General features: G+C 71.3%; 11 protein-coding genes and 1 pseudogene. 8 read left to right on the top strand and 4 right to left on the bottom strand.

Going from position 1 to position 18,025, the window contains the following annotated elements; genetic code table 11:
- Positions 1-207 precede the first annotated feature (207 nt).
- Both IE245_RS35815 and IE245_RS35810 read right to left on the bottom strand, forming a co-directional pair.
- A complete protein-coding gene (locus IE245_RS35815) occupies positions 208-1,188 on the bottom strand; it encodes a carbohydrate ABC transporter permease (protein ID WP_189955508.1) in 981 nt (326 codons plus the stop codon).
- 3 nt (positions 1,189-1,191) lie between these two features.
- Complete coding sequence (locus IE245_RS35810) at positions 1,192-2,118, bottom strand: carbohydrate ABC transporter permease (protein ID WP_189955506.1); 927 nt, start codon at positions 2,116-2,118, stop codon at positions 1,192-1,194.
- Between the two features lie 292 nt (positions 2,119-2,410).
- Between IE245_RS35810 and IE245_RS35805 the strand changes: the two genes are divergently transcribed.
- Positions 2,411-3,406, top strand: coding sequence for a LacI family DNA-binding transcriptional regulator (locus IE245_RS35805; RefSeq protein ID WP_189955524.1), 996 nt, complete (start codon positions 2,411-2,413; stop codon positions 3,404-3,406).
- A 122-nt stretch (positions 3,407-3,528) separates the two neighbouring features.
- On the opposite strand, the gene IE245_RS35800 is transcribed toward IE245_RS35805, so the two are convergent.
- Positions 3,529-4,524, bottom strand: coding sequence for a LacI family DNA-binding transcriptional regulator (locus tag IE245_RS35800; protein ID WP_189955522.1), 996 nt, complete (start codon positions 4,522-4,524; stop codon positions 3,529-3,531).
- A gap of 422 nt (positions 4,525-4,946) precedes the next feature.
- Here IE245_RS35800 and IE245_RS35795 point away from each other — a divergent pair, with 422 nt between their 5' ends.
- The 7 genes from IE245_RS35795 to IE245_RS35765 all read left to right on the top strand — a co-directional run bounded on the left by IE245_RS35795 (position 4,947) and on the right by IE245_RS35765 (position 17,551).
- Entirely contained in the window at positions 4,947-6,389 is a 1,443-nt protein-coding gene (locus IE245_RS35795; RefSeq protein ID WP_189955504.1) for an RICIN domain-containing protein, read from the top strand.
- 135 nt (positions 6,390-6,524) lie between these two features.
- On the top strand, positions 6,525-8,945 hold the full coding sequence (locus IE245_RS35790; protein ID WP_189955503.1) for an RICIN domain-containing protein: 2,421 nt from the start codon (positions 6,525-6,527) through the stop codon (positions 8,943-8,945).
- A 182-nt stretch (positions 8,946-9,127) separates the two neighbouring features.
- Positions 9,128-9,925, top strand: a complete 798-nt coding sequence (locus IE245_RS35785; RefSeq protein WP_229852038.1) for a DeoR/GlpR family DNA-binding transcription regulator — start codon at positions 9,128-9,130, stop codon at positions 9,923-9,925.
- Positions 9,926-9,999: 74 nt separating this feature from the next.
- Positions 10,000-12,768, top strand: coding sequence for a SpoIIE family protein phosphatase (locus tag IE245_RS35780; protein WP_189955500.1), 2,769 nt, complete (start codon positions 10,000-10,002; stop codon positions 12,766-12,768).
- Between the two features lie 125 nt (positions 12,769-12,893).
- Positions 12,894-14,024, top strand: coding sequence for an ABC transporter substrate-binding protein (locus tag IE245_RS35775; RefSeq protein ID WP_189955517.1), 1,131 nt, complete (start codon positions 12,894-12,896; stop codon positions 14,022-14,024).
- A 323-nt stretch (positions 14,025-14,347) separates the two neighbouring features.
- Positions 14,348-15,799, top strand: a complete 1,452-nt coding sequence (locus IE245_RS35770) for an RICIN domain-containing protein (RefSeq protein ID WP_189955499.1) — start codon at positions 14,348-14,350, stop codon at positions 15,797-15,799.
- A gap of 237 nt (positions 15,800-16,036) precedes the next feature.
- Positions 16,037-17,551 (top strand): alkaline phosphatase family protein, encoded by a 1,515-nt coding sequence (locus tag IE245_RS35765; RefSeq protein ID WP_229852036.1) that lies wholly within the window; start codon positions 16,037-16,039, stop codon positions 17,549-17,551.
- Positions 17,552-17,780: 229 nt separating this feature from the next.
- Here the strand turns inward: IE245_RS35765 and IE245_RS35760 are convergent.
- Positions 17,781-18,025: pseudogene (locus IE245_RS35760) on the bottom strand (sugar ABC transporter substrate-binding protein); the annotation flags it as partial.

Genomic DNA, 18,025 nt, shown 5'->3' with positions numbered 1-18,025 from the left:
GCGGCGGCGACGTCCTTCGGGCCGGTGGTGCCGCCGGTGCCGGCGTCCGGGTCGTCCGAGCCGCAGGCCGTGGCGGTCAGCGAGAGCGTGGCGAGCACGGCGAGGGCGCCGAGCAGTCTGCGGGAGGTGTGGGTGCGCATGGGAGGTGCTCCTGGTCGGTGGTGCGGGCGGGGAGGGTTCTCCGGGAGGAGGATCGGGGGCGGGCGGTCATTCCTTGACGCTGCCGGCGGCCAGGCCGGACTGCCAGTACCGCTGAAGCAGCAGGAAGACGGCCACGATCGGGACGATCGTCAGCAGGGAACCGGTGACGATCAGGTCGAAGACGGCCTCGCCGCCGGCGGTCTGGGCCTGGGCGTTCCAGGCGTTGAGGCCGAGGGTCAGCGGGTACCAGTCGGGGTCCTTGATCATGATCAGCGGCAGGAAGTAGTTGTTCCAGGTCGCGACCATGGAGAACAGCAGCACGGTGACGGTGCCGGGCACGAGGAGCGGCAGCGCCACGCGGAAGAAGGTGCGCAGCTCGCCGGAGCCGTCGATGCGCGCGGCCTCCAGGAGCTCGGTGGGGACGGCCTCGGCGGCGAAGACCCACATGAGGTAGAGCCCGAAGGGGGAGATCAGGGAGGGGATGATGACGGCCCACGGGGTGTTGGTCAGGCCCATGTTGCTGAACATCAGGAAGGTGGGCACGGCGAGGGCCGTGCCGGGGACGGCCACGGCTCCGATGACGACCGCGAAGACCGCCTTGCGGCCCGGGAAGTCGTACTTCGCGAGGGCGTAGCCGCCGAGGACGGCGAGGACCGTGGCGCCGCCCGCGCCGGCGGCGACGTACAGCAGGGTGTTGAGCAGCCAGCGGACGAAGACGCCGTCGTCGTAGGTGAGCGTGCGGGTGATGTTGTCCCACAGGTCGAAGTCGTCGGCGAACCACAGCCCGAAGGAGTCGAGCAGTCCCCGCTGGCTCTTGGTGGCGTTGATGACCAGCCAGGCGAGCGGGAGCAGGGTGTAGACGAGGACCAGGCCGGTGAGGAGGGTCAGCGGGACGCTGCGCCGGGGGTTGAGCGGGGTGTGCGGGCGCCGTGTGCGGCGCCCGTCCGCGGCGGGGCGGGCGCGGTGCGCGGAGGCGGGGGCCGTACCGGTCCGCGGCTCCGCGGACGGGGTCGACTCGGCGGCCGCGGTGGTCATGGAGGTGGTCATGGCTCAGCCCTTCCGCATGCCGCGCAGCTGGACCGCGTAGGCGATGATCGCGGTGATCACGCCCATCACGATCGCCACGGTCGCCGCGTAGTTGTGCTGCTGGCCCGAGAAGGACAGCGAGTACGTGTAGAGGTTGGGAGTGAGGTCGTTGGTGATGGCGTTGGGGGCGAGCTTCTGCAGGATGCTCGGCTCGTTGAAGAGCTGGAAGCTGCCGATGACCGAGAAGATCGTGGCGATGACCAGGGCGCTGCGGATGGCCGGCAGCTTCACCGAGGCCACGATGCGCCACTCCCCGGCGCCGTCGATCGCCGCGGCCTCGTAGAGCGAGCGCGGGACGACCTTGAGGGCGGAGTAGAAGATCAGCATGTTGTAACCGACGAACTCCCAGGTGACGATGTTGCCGATGGAGGCGAGGACCAGGGAGGGCGAGAGCGGGTTGGGGAGGCTGATGCCGAACGCGTCGTTGATGTTGCCGACCAGGCCGAACTGGTCGCCGTACATGAAGCCCCAGATGAGGCTGGCGACGACGGCGGGGACGGCGTAGGGGAGGAAGATCGAGACGCGGAAGAAGGTCTTGCCGTAGAGGCGGCCGCTGTCGATCGCGAGGGCCGCGAGGAGCGCGATGCCCAGCATGATCGGCACCTGCACCAGCAGGAAGAGGCCGACCCTCGTCAGGCCGTCCCAGAAGCGGGGGTCCGTCAGGGCCTCGCCGTAGTTGTCGAGACCGACGAAGGAGGTGCCGCCGATGAGCCGGTCCTGGAACAGGCTCAGGTATCCGGCGTACCCGATCGGGGCGAGGAAGACGAGGCCGAAGACCGCGACGAACGGGCCGGCGAATCCCCAGCCCACGAGGGCCTCCTTGCGGAGGCGGAAGCGGGCTCGTGGGCGGGGCGGTGGTGCTGCCGTAGCGCGCGTCGACAGGAGCGTCATGGCTGGGTCCTAGCGTCGGTGACCGGGCGGTCCGGAGACGGGAGCGGAGGTGGGGGCCTGAGGCGCAGGGAGGCCGGAGGCCGAGAACCGACCCTGTGAGAGGGCTGGCCGACGAGAAATGTTTACGTAATCATCGGTAGCGTGATGGTGACATTCCCGCTGGGGGGCGTCAAGCACGAAGTGGCAGCGAATGAGAGGGAATCGGGTGACCGAGCAGAATGCGGCCGGCCGGTCGGCGGCGGCCGGGACCGACGGCCGGAAGGGGACGCGGGCCAGACCGCGCCGTGTCTCCATGGCGGACGTCGCCCAGCGGGCGGGGGTCTCCTCGCAGACGGTGTCCCGCGTCTCCAACGGGGACGCGGCCGTCGTCGAGGCCACCCGGAAGCGGGTCCTCGACGCGATGAAGGAGCTGGGCTACCGTCCCAACAGCGCGGCTCGCGCCCTCAAGCGGGGTGACTTCCGAGCCATCGGCGTCATCACGATGGGACTCACCAGCACCGGCAACGTCCGGACCCTGGACGCCATAGCCGGCTCGGCGTCCCGTGCGGGGTACGCGGTCACGCTCATCCCGCTCGACGCGCCCACCCAGGACAACGTCAAGGGGGCGTTCACCCGCCTCGACGAGCTGGCGGTCGACGCCGTCGTGCTGATCATGGAGGTGCACCTGCTCGACGCCGCAGCCCTCACCCTGCCGCCGCACGTCAAGGTGGTCGTGGTGGACTCCGACGCCACGGACTTCCCGGTGGTGGACACGGACCAGCGGCAGGGCGCCCGCGCCGCGGTGCGGCACCTGCTGGGCCTCGGGCACGGCACGGTGTGGCACGTCGCGGGGCCCGAGGAGTCCTTCGCCGCGGGCCGTCGCGCCGAGGCGTGGGAGGAGGCGCTGCGCGAGGAGGGGCGCACGGTGCCGCCCGTGCTGCGCGGGGACTGGACCCCCGAGTCGGGTTACGAGGCCGGTCTGAGGCTCGCCGACGAGACCGGCTGCACGGCGGTCTTCGTCGCCAACGACCAGATGGCCCTCGGCGTGCTGCGGGCCTTCCACGAGCGCGGGGTGCGCGTCCCCCAGGACGTGAGCGTCGTCGGCTTCGACGACGTCCCGGAGGCCGCCTCCTTCATTCCGCCCCTGACCACGGTCCACCAGGACTTCGCGCAGGTCGGAGCGTTGTGCGTCGAGGCCGTTCTGCGGGAGCTGGCGGGCGAGACGGTCACGGGGGTACGCCTCGTGCCGACCACCCTGGTGGAGCGGAACAGCACCGCTCACCCCGGCGCGCGCCGACGGGAGGGCTGACACCGCGCGCCCGCGCGGAGAGGTCCGCCGGCGACGGGTCACGTCGGCCGGGCGGGCCGGACGGCGTCAGGGAGGGGGCGGCGGACGGACGGACGTGCGGGCGGGAGGGGGCCGGGGCGGCCTCAGGCAGAGGTGCCGGGCCGCGGGGAAGCCGTGCTGGAACGGATCACGAGGACGGGCTCCACCGCCCGTCGCAGCGGTCCGTCCGTGCGGCCCTCGATCTGGTCGAGCAGCAGCGCGACGCAGTGCTTGCCGACCACCTCGAAGTCCTGGTGCACGGTCGTCAGGGGGGTGGGGAGGTACGCGGCCTCGGCGACGTCGTCGAAACCGGCCACGCTGACGTCCCCGGGCACGCTCCTGCCCGCTTCGTGCAGGGCGCGCATCAGGCCCATCGCCATCTGGTCGTTCGCGGCGAAGACGGCCGTGACCTCCGGCCGGCGGGCGAGGTCGAGCCCGGCCCGGTAGCCGGACCGCGCCGACCAGTCCCCGTACACCAGCGGCGGCACGGGCGCGCCCGCGTCGGTCAGGGTCCGGCGCCAGGCTTCGGCGCGCCTGCGGGCGGCGAAGGAGTCGACCGGACCCGCGAGGTGCCAGACCGTGCGGTGCCCGAGGCCGAGCAGGTGGGAGACCACGCTGTGCGACCCGTGGGCCTGGTCGAAGTCGACGTGGGGGTGGTCGTGGCCGGTGTCGCCGTCGGCGACGACCACCGGCATGGCCGGCGGCAGGCGCAGCGACGGGGTGTCCAGCATCTGCGACTCGACCAGCACGATGCCGTCGACGGACTGCAGCATCAGGTGCTGGAAGGCGTGGCGCACCGCGGCCTCGGTCTGGGCGCGGACGCCCATGAAGTTCACGGAGAAATCGGCCTCGCGGGCGGCGTCGGCGATGGCGGCGAGCGTGCGGGCGTTGCCGTGCGCGCCCACGTCGAAGCTGACCACGCCCAGCGCCCCGAACCGGCCGGTGACCAGGGCGCGGGCCGCCGTGTTGGGGCGGTATCCGAGCGCCTGCATGGCGGAGAGCACCTTCTCGCGGGTGGCGGAGTCCACGTTCTGCCGGTTGTTCGCCACCCGGGAGACCGTCTGCGAGGAGACGCCCGCCATCGTGGCGACGTCCGCCATGGACGGCCACTGGCGGGCCGGACGTGACCGGGGCGACCGTGTTCTGTTGTCCGTCGCCATGCGCACGACCTTCCGCCGAGAGGACACCGGAGACCTCCTACATGGAGGAACCTTCAATATGTTGACGTAAACATACCGACCGGTCAATCTTCGGCCGATCTTGTCCGAATTCTTGACAGCCTCCGTCACCCCTCCCAAACTCTCGTCCCAAGCGCTCGTGTTTACGCGAACATTACGCAGCGACACCTTCGCGTAACGCGGTGGCCGTCTTCCGTGGGCCACCGCCAGACACCCGCCGACCACCTTCCGGCTGCACCGGCGCGCTCTCCCTGACCGCAAGCACCCCCCCGTAGCGGAGGTGCGCCCCTGCCTGCCCCAACCGCCACACCCGACCATCCCCTCACCCCACGAGGTACGCGCTCATGCGACGCACATCCTCCGGGACGGCCACGGTGCTCACCGCGCTCTGTGCCGTTCTCCTCTCCCTCCTCGGTGCCGCCGGCACCGCCCACGCGGCATCGGTGACCATCACCAACGCCACCCAGTTCACCGACCCGAACGGCAACCCCGTGCACGCGCACGGCGGCGGTGTCGTCAAGGTGGGCTCGTACTACTACTGGTTCGGCGAGAACCGCCACGCCGACAACAGCTTCCGGTACGTCTCCGCCTACCGGTCCACCGACCTGAAGACGTGGGAGTTCCGCAACCACGTGCTGACCGAGGCCACCCACCCCGAGCTGGTGGGTGCGAACATCGAGCGGCCGAAGGTCATCCACAACGCGGCGACCGGCAAGTTCGTGATGTGGATGCACAAGGAGGGCAGCGCGACCGACTACAGCGAGGCCCGCGCGGCCGTGGCCGTCTCGGACACCGTCGACGGCGACTACTCCTGGCGCGGAAGCTTCCGCCCGCTGGGACACATGTCCCGTGACATCACCGCGTTCGTCGACACCGACGGCACCGGCTACATGATCTCGGCGGCCAACGAGAACGCCGACCTGCACGTCTACCGCCTCACCGCCGACTACACCGAGGTCGACGCCCAGGTGAACAAGCTCTGGGCCGGGCAGTGGCGCGAGGCCCCCGCGATGTTCAAGCGCAACGGCGTCTACTTCCTGCTCACCTCCGGCTCCACCGGCTGGTCCCCCAACCAGCAGAAGTACGCCACCGCCACCAGCATCACCGGCTCCTGGACCGGCCTGCAGGACATCGGCGACTGGAACACCTACGGTTCCCAGACGGCCTACGTCCTGCCCGTCCAGGGCACCTCCGGCACCTCGTACCTCTACATGGGCGACCGCTGGGGCAACTCCATGGGCGGCATGGTCCAGGACTCCCAGTACGTCTGGGCCCCGCTGAAGTTCCCCACGAACACCACCATGACCATGGACTACTACCCGCAGCTCACGATCGACACCGCCGCCGGCACGATCCAGGGCCTCGGCACCTGGGAGACGCTGAAGGCCTCGCACAGCGGCAAGTGCGCCGACGTCGCCGACCGCTCCACCGCCGACGGCGCCGCCCTCATCCAGTGGGGCTGCGCGAACAGCGTCAACCAGCAGTTCTGGCTCAAGGCCGCCGGCAACAGCCGGGTGCAGATCGTGGCCCGCTACAGCGGCAAGTGCCTCGCCCCGAAGGACGGCTCGACCGCCGACGGCGCCGCGATCGCCCAGTACACCTGCAACGGTTCGTCCGCCCAGCAGTGGAGGGTGTCCGGCTCCGGCAGCACCGTGCAGCTGTCCTCCGTGCTGAGCGGCAAGTGCCTCGACGTCATGAACACGTCCACGAATGACGGCACGCCGCTCATCCAGTGGAGCTGCAACAACAACGCCGCCAACCAGAAGTGGACCCGCGCGGCCGCCTGACCGTCGACTCCACCGCCGCCGGGCAGGCCCCGGCCCCGCGCCGGGGCCTGCCCCACCCATGACCGCCGCCCGTACGCGCCCGCCCGTCGTTCGCGCGGCCCCCGGTGACCAACGACCCACGCAGGGAGACCGACCATGCCCCCCACCCGTGAACGCCCCCCGAACCGCATGCGCAGGAGCGGCGCGATCCTGGGCACCGCCGCCGTGGCCGCGCTCCTCGCGACCGGCCTCACGCCGCCGGCCTCCGCGGCCGCCGAGGAGACCGGTCAGGCGGTGACCGTCCGCCCCGACCCCAGCTACCAGCAGCAGCCCTTCGAGGGCTGGGGCACCGCGCTCGCCTGGTTCGCCAACGTGACCGGAGGCTGGCCCGACGCCCAGCGCAACGCGCTCGCGGACGCCCTCTACGGTGCCGACGGCCTCGGCTTCACCATCGCCCGCTACAACATCGGCGGCGGCGACAGCCCCGAGACCACCCCCTACATGCGGGCCGGCGCCGCCGTCCCCGGCTGGTGGAACCGCCCGGGACCCGAGTCCCCCGACTGGTGGGACCCGAACGACCCCACCCACTGGAACCCGAACGCCGACGCCAACCAGCGCTGGTGGCTCACCGCCGCCAAGGCGCGCGGCGCCGACACCTTCGAGGCCTTCTCCAACTCGGCGCCGTACTTCATGACCCGCAGCGGTGTGGTCTCGGGCAACTGGAACGCCTGGGAGGACAACCTCCGCTCCGACCAGTACGAGCGGTTCGCCGCGTACCTCTCCGGCGCCATGAAGCGCGCGCAGGACGCCACCGGCGTCACCTTCGACACGCTTTCGCCCATCAACGAACCCAACACCGACTACTGGGGTGCGTACGGCCGGCAGGAAGGCTCGCACTGGGACCCCGCCTCCCAGGCGCGGATGCTCACCACCATGCGGGCCCGGCTGAACGCCGACGGCGTCACCACGCGCATCGCCGCCATGGACGAGACCAACCCCAACACCTTCCGTGCCAACTGGGACGCCTACGACACGGCGGCCAAGGCCGCGCTCGGCCGGCTCAACACCCACACGTACAGCACCGGCGGCCGTACCGGAGTGCGTGACATCGCCAAGGGGACGGCCACCCCCCTGTGGATGTCCGAGGTCGACCTCGGCGGCAGCGTCGGACAGAGCTTCACCGACATGAGCCCCGCCCTCGACCTCACCCAGCGCGTCAACGAGGACTTCCGCGAACTGGAGCCCCGCGCCTGGGTCCTGTGGCAGGCCGTCGAGGACTACGAGAACATGACGCCGGGGCGCGAGAACTCCAACTGGGGCCTCATCCAGACCGACTTCACCCCCGCCGACGCGGCCACCGAACCGCTCCGCAAGAACAAGAAGTACTGGGCGCTGGCGAACTACACCAAGTTCGTCCGGCCCGGCGCCCGCGTCATCAACACCGACAACGCCGACACCTTCGCCGCCCTGCGGCCGGCCGGACAGGGCGCGGTCGTCGTCCACACCAACCCCACCGGGGAGCCGCAGCGGCTCACCCTGAACCTCGGCGGCTTCCAGACCGTCGGCACCGGGGCGGTCCAGCGCTACACCACCGACGGCACCAAGAACCTCCAGCGCGAGAGCGACCTCACCCCCGTCGGCAAGACGCTCACCGCCACCGTGGGCGCGGGATCCGTCACGACGTTCGTCCTGCCCTCCGCGACGGGCGTGAACACCTCGGACGCCACGGCTCCCACCGGCGCCGCGCGGCAGCTGCTCAACGACAACAGCGGCAAGGCCCTGGCCGTCGTCACGAGCGGCGGCAAGAGCACCCTGGTCCAGCAGAACTCCAACCCCGCCGCCACGACGCAGCAGTGGAAGTTCACCAAGCTCTCCTCGACCGACTGGAGCAACACCGCGGCCTACCGCATCACGAGCGTCGCCAGCGGCAAGGCGCTCGCGACCTCGGGCGACTCCCTCGCCCTGGTGACCTCGGGCACCTCCGCCGAGCAGAAGTGGATGCTGTCCACCACGGGCGAGGGGCACCACACCCTGGTCAACAGCGCGAGCGGCAAACTCCTCGACGTCAGCGGGGAGTCCACGAGCGACGGCGCGCCCGTCGGCGTCTACCGTCCGACGACCGGTGCCAACCAGTCCTGGACCTTCCGCTCCGTCGCCGCGGACACGTGGGTGCCGCTGCGGACGCTGCACAGCGGGAAGTGCCTGGACGTGACCGGTGCCTCCACCTCGGACGGCGCCCAGGTGGTCCAGTACACCTGCGGCGGTGCGACCCACCAGCAGTGGTCCCTGCGCCCCGCCGGCGGCGGCTACGTCAACGTCGTCGCCCGGCACAGCGGCAAGTGCCTCGACGTCACCAACGGGTCGACCGCCGACGGCGCCGTCACCTTCCAGTACGCCTGCAACGGCGGGCCCAACCAGCAGTGGGCGGTGCACACGTCGCCCGACGGCTCCGTCACCCTGCTCGCCCGGCACAGCGGCAAGTGTCTCGACGTGGCCGGTGCCTCCACCGCGAACGGCGCCGAGGTCGTCCAGCACACCTGCTCCACCGCCGCGAACCAGCGGTTCACCACCGCGTAGCACCCCGGCCGGTCGGGCAGTCCTCCCCTCTGCCCGACCGGCCCCGTGCCCCTTCACCGCCCGGGCGGCCGGATACCGCCCCCCAGACGGAGGTATGTATTCTGTTCGGATGTGATGAATTCGGTGGGCTTCGTGCCGACCGGTTCCCGCCCGAGGCGGACGACAGGGGAACGGAGGAGTCGGTGCTTGCGCTGCAGCGGCGAGCGGTGATCCTCGACCTCCTGCGCCGGGACGGCGCCGTCCGGGTGGCCCACCTCGTCGAACGGCTCGGGGTCTCGGACATGACCGTCCGACGTGATCTGGAGGCGCTGGCGAGGTCCGGCTCCGTGGAGAAGGTGCACGGCGGAGCCGTCGCGACCTCCACCGCCACCACCGGCGAGGAACCCGGCTTCGAGGCCAAGGTCAACCTGGAGTCGCAGGCCAAGGCCGCGGTGGCCGCGGCGGCGGCCGACCTCGTGAAGCCGGGCAGCGTCGTGGCGGTGTCCGGCGGCACGACCGCCTTCGCGGTGGCGACCCGGCTCCGGCGGACCCCCGGTCTCACCGTCGTCACCAATTCGCTGCCCGTCGCCGACCTGCTGCGCGGGTACGCGGAGGAGCCGGAGACGGGTGCCCCGACCGTGCTCCTCACCGGCGGCGCCCCGACGAGGTCCGCGTCGCTGGTGGGTCCGCTGGCCGACCAGACGATCCGCTCGCTGCGGGTGGACCTCCTGATCATGGGCGCCCACGGGGTGTCCGAACGGGCGGGCGTGACCTCCCCGAACCTCGCCGAGGCGCAGACCAACCGGGCACTCATCGACTCCGCGGCACGGCTCGCCGTGGTCGCGGACCACAGCAAGTGGGGCGTGGTGGGGCTCAGCCGGTTCGCCGGGCTCGACGAGATCGACTACTTCGTCTCGGACGACGCCCTCGACGAGGACGCCCGGTCGGTCCTGGACCGCGAGGTGGGCCGGCTCGTCCTGGCCGACCGGGCGAGCGTCTGACGCCCTCCCGGAGCCCCGGTCCGCGGGCCGGCCATGCTTGCCAGGTGTGCGGCGAAAAGGGATAAATATGGATTATGAGTGGAGAAAACGGTCCCGGGGCAGGTGATCCTCTCGAAGGTCCCGCCCGGGGACGCCGACGCCTCAGGTCATGGCTGACCACCCACAGCGTCGCCCGCCAGGTCTTCCTTCTCCAGCTCCTCCTCGTCGTCCTCCTCGCCGCCGCGGCGGTCGTCGCGCTCGTCGTCCAGGCCCGCCGCGACACCATGGCGGACGCCCGGCACCGGACCGTCGCCGCCGCGCAGACCTTCGCCCACGCTCCCGGTCTCGTACGGGCCCTGCAGGACGACTTCCCGACCGTCGAGCTCCAGCCCCTCGCCGAAGGAGCCCGCAAGGCCGCAGGCATCGACGCGCTGATCGTGTACGAGCTCGACGGCATCACGCTGACCCACAGCGACCCCACCCAGCTCGGCAAGCACGTCATCGGGCCCTACGCCGAAGCCGCCGCCGGCCGCCCCTTCACCCGCACGTTCCAGGGCGCCCTCGGCCTCTCCGTGGTCTCCGCGGCCCCCGTCCGGGACGCCGGCGGAGACGTCGTCGCCATCGTCTCCGCCGCGGTGACGGTCGAGAAGGTCCAGGACTCGCTGGACCAGCAGCTGCCCGTCTTCCTGGGCAGCGCGACCGGTGCCCTCGCCCTCGCCGCCCTGGGCACGGGGCTGGTCAGCCGCCGGCTGCGCCGCCAGACCCACGGTCTGGGGCCGACGGAGATGACCCGGATGTACGAACACCACGACGCGGTCCTGCACGCCGTCCGCGAGGGCGTGCTCATCACCGGCCGGGAGGGCAGGCTGCTGCTCGCCAACGACGAGGCGCGCCGGCTGCTCGACCTGCCGGCGGACGCCGAGGGCCGCCGCGTCACGGACCTCGGCCTCGACCCCGCCCTCGCCGCCCTCCTGGCCTCGGACCGGATCGCCACCGACGAGGTGCACCTGGCCGCGGACCGCCTCCTCGCCCTCAACAAACGGGTCACCCTGCCCCCGGGGGGCCAGCACGGCAGCGTGGTGACGCTGCGGGACACCACCGAGCTGCGCTCCCTCTCCGGGCGGGCCGAGGTGGCGAGGGAGCGGCTGACCCTGCTGTACGACGCGGGGGTGCGCATCGGCACCACCCTGGACGTCGTGCGCACCGCGGAGGAGCTGGCGGAGGTGGCCTCCGCCGGCTTCGCGGACGTCGTCACCGTCGAACTCCTGGACCCCGTCCTGAGCGGCGGCGAACCCGCGGGGGCGAGCACCGAGCTGCGCCGGACGGCCATCGCCGGCCTCACCGAGGACCACCCCCTCTACCCCTCCGGGGAACTGATCCGCTTCGTCTCCGGCTCGCCGGTCGACGTCAGCGTCACCGAGGGCCGCTCCGTGGTGGAGAACGACCTCGCCTCCTCGACCGGATGGCGCGCCCAGGACGAGGAACGGGCCCGCCGGGTCCTCCGCCACGGCATCCACGCGCTGGCGGTCGTCCCGCTGCGCGCGCGGGGCGTGGTGCTGGGGGTGGCGAACTTCTGGCGGTCGGGCGCCTCCCCGCCGTACTCGGACGAGGACCTGTCCTTCGCCGAGGAGCTGACGAACAGGGCGGCGGTCTCCATCGACAACGCCCGCCGCTACACCCGCGAACACGCGATGGCGGTCACCCTCCAGCGCAGCCTGATGCCGCGCAGCCTCCCCGGCGACGAGGCGCTCGACGTGGCCTCCCGCTACCTGCCCGCGGAGGCGGGCGTGGGGGGCGACTGGTTCGACGTCATCCCGCTGCCCGGGGCCCGGGTGGCGCTGGTCGTGGGCGACGTCGTCGGCCACGGCCTGCACGCCGCGGCCACCATGGGCCGGCTGCGGATCGCCGTGCACAACTTCTCGGCCCTCGACCTCTCCGCGGACGAACTGATCCGGCGGCTGGACGAACTCGTGACCCTCCTCGACGTCCAGGACGCCTCCTCCGAGGAGTGGGAGGAGACGATCACCGGAGCGACGTGCCTGTGCGTCCTCTACGACTCCGTCTCCGGCGAGGTCTCCGTGGCCACCGCGGGGCACCTGCCGCCCGTGGTCGTCCGGCCGGACGGGAGCGCGGACTTCCTGGCGCCCCCCGTCTCCCCGCCCCTCGGACTGGGCGCCGGCATGCCCGTCGAGACGGTCCGGACGACCCTGCCGGAGGGCTCCCGGCTCGTGCTCTACACCGACGGCCTCCTGGAGGACCGGACCCGGGACCCCGACGAGAGCCTGGACGCCCTGCGCAGGGCCCTCGCCGGGCCCGACCGCACACCGGAGGAGACCTGTGACGCCGCCATCGACACGATGCTGCCCACCGGGGCGGGCGACGACGTCGCCCTGCTCGTCGCCCGCGTCCGCCGCATGGACCCCGACCGGGTCGCCGTCTGGGACGTGCCGCGCGACCCGGCGGCCGTGGGCCCGGTCCGCAACGCCTGCGCCCGCAAGCTGGCCGAGTGGGGCCTCGACGACATCTCCTTCGGCAGCGAACTCATCCTCAGTGAACTGATCACCAACGCCGTCCGCTACGGCCTCGAACCCATCCAGGTGCGGCTCCTGTACGGCACCTCGCTGGTCTGCGAGGTCTCGGACGGAAGCAGCACCGCCCCGTACATCCGACGCGCCAGCGACACCGACGAGGGAGGCCGCGGCCTGTTCCTGGTCGCCCAGTACGCCGAGAAGTGGGGCACCCGGTACTCCCCCCGGGGAAAGACCATCTGGGCCGCCCAGGCGACCGCACCGGGCGCGGGGCCCGACCTGGACCACCTGGGGGAGGACGACATCCTCGGCCAGTGGGACGACGTCGAGCTGTGAGGGCCGCCCCGGCCCGGCGGGGCGGGAGGCTCCGGACGGACACGGCGCGGGTGCCCGAGTAGCCTGGAAACACCTCCACCGTTCCCTTCGGACCCTGCGGAGACGCCGTGGTCGGACTTCCCCGGATGCGTGCCGCCGCCCTTGCCGTCTGCCTCTGTGCCGTGGCCCCGGGGCTGGGCGGCTGCGGCGAGGACGACGAGCCGGTACGCGTGGTCGCCCCCGCCGTGGCGGGCTCCGCCGAGGAGGCCGGCGGCATGGACGCGCTGGTCAGGGCGGCGAAGGAGGAGGGGACGCTCCACACGACGACGCTGCTGCGGCACTGGGCGAACTACGGCGGTCTGATGGACGGCTTCGAGAAGAAGTACGGGATCGAGATCGTGAACAGCAACCCGTTCGGGTCGAGCCAGGAGGAGATCGAGGACATCAAGCGGAACCGCGGCAAGGCGAGCGCCCCGGACGTCCTCGACCTCGGCGACGCCTTCGCGCAGTCGGCCGCGAGAGAGGGCCTGCTGGCCCCCTACCGGGTCGCCCCGTGGGACAGCATCCCGGCGAACCAGAAGGACCCGGACGGAGCCTGGTTCAACAGTTACGGGGGCTACGTGTCCATCGGCTGCGACCAGAGCAGGGTGGCGGTGTGTCCCGCCTCCTTCGCCGACCTGCTCAAGCCCGAGTACCGGGGCATGGTCGCGCTGAACGGCAACCCGACGACGGCCGGCTCCGCCTTCGCCGGCGTCTACGCGGCGGCCCTGGCCAACGGCGGCTCGTTCGACGACATCCAGCCGGGCATCGACTTCTTCGAGAAGCTCCGTGACGTCGGGAACTACAACCGCGGCAACCCCAACCCGGAGGCGATCGTCCGCGGGGAGACCCCGATCAGCATCGAGTGGGACTTCCTCAACCTGCGGCACGTCGACGAGCTGCGCGGCACCGACGTGCGGTGGAAGGTCTCCATCCCCTTCGACGGAAGCTTCTCGCAGTACTACGCCCAGGCGATCAACAAGCACGCCCCCCACCCCGCCGCGGCGCGGCTGTGGATGGAGTACCTGGCGAGCGCGGAGGGCCAGAACCTGAGGCTGGGCGGATACGCCCGTCCCGTGCTCATGGACGTCATGGCGAAGGACGGCACGCTCGACGAGGAGAAGGCGGCGCGGCTGCCGACGGTCGAAGGATCCCCTCCGGCCTTTCCCGGCGACGCACAGCTGAACGAGGCGCTCCGGGTGGTGCGGAAGAGCTGGTCCGAAGCCGTCGGCGAATGACCGGAGAAGACGGAACCGGGGCCGCCGGACAGATCCGCGGACCGGACTGTTGACAGGCGCCCCCACACCTTCCAGACTCTTCCCCAACACCCCGCGTTAACGTAAACATGCAGAGGTGGCGCCTGGCCGTGACACGGCGGCGCCCCTCCCGGCGCAGGTCTCGCGAGGCCCGGTCGTCACCCCCGCACCCACGGTCCCGACGGCCCCCTCCCGCGCACTCCTCCTCCCGGTGCGTCCGCGCACCCACCCCTCAGGGACACGTACGGCCCACCCCTTCGGCGGGCCCGGTGCGTGTCGTCCCCCACAGCAAGAGGCACGTGATCATGTCGCGCAAAAGAACCGGGGCGACGGCGGTCTTCGCCGCCCTGTCCGCCCTCCTCCTGTCCCTCCTCGGCGCCATGGGAACGGCTCACGCCGCCCCCGTGAGCATCGACAACGCCACCCAGTTCACCGATCCGCAGGGCAATCCGGTCCACGCCCACGGCGGCGGGGTGCTGAAGGTGGGCGCGTACTACTACTGGTTCGGCGAGAACCGCGACGCCGACAACAGCTTCCGGTACGTCTCCGCCTACCGGTCCACCGACCTGAAGACATGGGAGTTCCGCAACCACGTCCTGAAGCAGGAGAGCGACCCGGAACTCGCGGGCGCCAACATCGAGCGCCCGAAGGTCATCCACAACGCCGCGACCGGCCAGTTCGTGATGTGGATGCACAAGGAGGGCAGCGCGACCGACTACAGCGAGGCCCGCGCGGCCGTGGCCGTCTCGGACACCGTCGACGGCGACTACTCCTGGCGCGGAAGCTTCCGTCCGCTCGGCCACATGTCCCGTGACATCACCGCGTTCGTCGACACCGACGGCACCGGCTACATGATCTCCGCGGCCAACGAGAACGCCGACCTGCACATCTACCGCCTCACCGCCGACTACACCGCCATCGACGCCCAGGTGAACAAGCTCTGGGCCGGGCAGTGGCGCGAGGCGCCGGCGATGTTCAAGCGCAACGGCGTCTACTTCCTGCTCACCTCCGGCGCCACCGGCTGGGCCCCCAACCAGCAGAAGTACGCCACCGCCACCAGCATCACCGGCACCTGGAGCGGCCTGAAGGACGTCGGCAACTCCACCGCCTACCGCAGCCAGACGGCCTACGTCCTCCCGGTGCAGGGCACCAACGGCACGTCGTTCCTCTACATGGGAGACCGCTGGGGCAACTCGATGGGCGGCATGGTCAACGACTCCCGGTACGTCTGGCTCCCGCTGAAGTTCCCCACCAGGACGACCATGACGATGGACTACTCGCCCAGGATCACGATCGACGCGGCCGCCGGAAAGGTGACCGGCATGAACGTGATCTGGGAGGCCCTGTCGGTCCGTCACAGCGGCAAGTGCGCCGACGTCTCGAACTTCGACTCCGCCGACGGCGCCCGGATCGTCCAGTGGGGCTGCGGTGGCGACATCAACCAGCAGTACTGGTTCAAGAACGTCGGCACCAGCGGCTACGTCCAGATCATGGCCCGCAACAGCGGCAAGTGCCTGGAGGTGGAGGGGGCGTCCACCCAGGACGGCGCCGAGGTCGTCCAGCGGACCTGTGGCTCCGCGAAGTCCCAGCACTGGAAGATCGAGCCGTCGGGCGACGCCGGTTACGGCAGGCTGGTCGCGCGGCACAGCGGCAAGTGCCTGGACGTCGCGGAGTACTCGTACGGCGACGGCGCGGGGCTCGACCAGTGGACCTGCGACGACGGTCAGAACCAGCAGTGGGACCGGGTCACCGTCTGACGGCGACGCTTCCTCGGGGCCCCTCCATCCTCGTGGTGGAGGGGCCCCGAGTGCGCCCGCGGGCCGACAGGTGCGATCTTCCGCGCGTCACGAAGAGGTAACGGGTCTGAACCAAACGTCGTCGTCTGTTCATCTCTGGTGAGTTTTGTGTAAATCCGTTGATTCCCGGTCGGGCGCAGGCTCTTCCACGCCCGGCCACGCCGGCCGTGCACCCCGCAGTCCTCCCAAGGAGACGTCGTGCACCTGTCCCGTTCTCTTCGTGCCGCCCTCGCCGGCACGGTCGCGGCAGCGGTTCTGCCGCTGGCCGCCTCCGCGCACGCCGCCGGCGGCAAGGAGACACCGTCCTCCGGTGCCGCGAACACCACGAAGCGCCCCAAGTCGCTGGTGATCGGCATCGACGGCGCGACCTTCGCCACGTTCGACAAGGCGAAGATGCCGAGGGTCAAGGGCCTCATGGCGAGCGGCATGACCGCCACCAGCAACCTCTACGCGTACCCGATGGCCCCCACGTCCTCGGGTCCGGGCTGGTCGTCCGTCGCGACCGGCGCCTGGCCCGACAAGCACAAGGTCGTCGACAACAGCTTCACCGGCGCCCGTCACGACCTCTACCCGGACTACCTCACCCGCCTGGAGACCGCCGACCCCGCGCTCGACACCGCGGTCGTGGGGACCTGGAGCCCGATCCGCGACACCGTCTTCGGCCCCCGCGTCGACACCCGCCTCGGTGGTGTCAGCGACGCCGACACCACCTCGACCGCCGTGTCCCTGCTCAAGACGACCGACGCCGACGCCGTCTTCGTCCATCTCGACGAGGTCGACGGCGCCGGCCACTACTACGGCACGGAGCACCGGGCCTACCGGGAAGCCCTCGGCACGGCCGACGGCCAGGTCGGCCGCATGCTCGACGCCATCGCCTCCCGCGCCACCCATGCCGACGAGAACTGGCAGATCGTCGTCACCGCCGACCATGGTCACGCGCCCGGCGGCGGCCACGGCGGCAACACCCCCGGCGAGCGCCAGACGTTCGTCATCGCCAAGGGCTCCGGCTTCGAGCCGGGATCGGTGCGCCACGACGTCAAGGTCACCGACATCGCGCCGACCGCCCTCGCCCACCTCGGCGTCGCCCCCGATCCGTCGTGGCAGCTCGACGGCAAGCCGGTCGGCGCCCTCGCGCCCGACGCCTTCGACGTCCTGCGGCCCCTCCTGAACAGCCGAGTCGACGAACTCGCCCTGCCGTCGGCCCTCAAGGGCTGGACGACCGCGGCGCCCGACGGCTGGACCGTCGACAACTCCGCCATGCCCGCCGGCGGGGTCACCGAGTGGCGCGGCTGGTCCTTCGCCACCGACGAGTTCTGGAGCAACACGGACCTGGGGCAGGCCCGCGAGACCAACGTCCGGGCACGCGACGTCTTCGCCGTCGCCGACTCCGACGAATGGGACGACAAGTCGCACGGCGCCGGGCAGTTCGACTCCACGCTCAGCAGCCCGGCCCTCGCCGTGACCGGCGGCGGGACGGCGACCGTCTCCTACGCCACCCACTACAAGGTGGACGGCCCGCAGACCGGAGACGTCCACGTCTCCTTCGACAACGGCCCCCGGCAACTGCTGCGGTCCTACCGCACGGACCACAACGCCTTCGAGAAGCTCACGGTCGCCGTTCCCGCCGGCGCGACCACCGCCCGGCTGCACTTCCACTACACCGGAACCAACAGCGCCTTCTGGACGATCGACCAGGTGGGCCTCACCTCCTGACCCCCCATGGAGCGCGCGGCGGAAGCGGCAGTGGGCCACGGCCCTCTCCGCCTCCGCCCGCGAAGCCCCGGGGAACCGGTGGAAGCCCGGTCGAGCAGGCCGCGGTCCGCTCGGTCGGCGACCATGGCGCGTGGCACCTCCACGGGCTGTCGGTTCGTGGTGATGCTGTCCCTCGCTTCTTGGTCCTCGACCCTGGGGGCGGTCGGTCCGGTCCGGGGCCGTGACACGTCTACCGGTTGACGGTGAAGCCCTGGTCGTTGCCGTACTTGACGCTGGCGTCCTGCCAGGCCTTGAGGCCGTCGGTGAGGGTGGTGGGGGAGACGTAGGCCTTGCCGACGGTGTCGTTGAAGAGGGAGTTGGCGTAGACCTGGAAGGGCAGGTAGGACCAGGCGGTGCTGACGTTGCGGGCGGATTCGGCGAAGATGCGGTTGGCCTGCTGGCCGCCGAAGTAGGGGAACTTGGTGTCGAGGAAGG

It is taken from the genome of Streptomyces roseolus, assembly GCF_014649855.1.
GTDB classification, from domain to species: Bacteria; Actinomycetota; Actinomycetes; order Streptomycetales; family Streptomycetaceae; genus Streptomyces; species Streptomyces roseolus.
The sequence above is the reverse complement of the archived record's forward strand: the minus strand, read 5'-3'. Positions and strand labels throughout refer to the sequence as shown.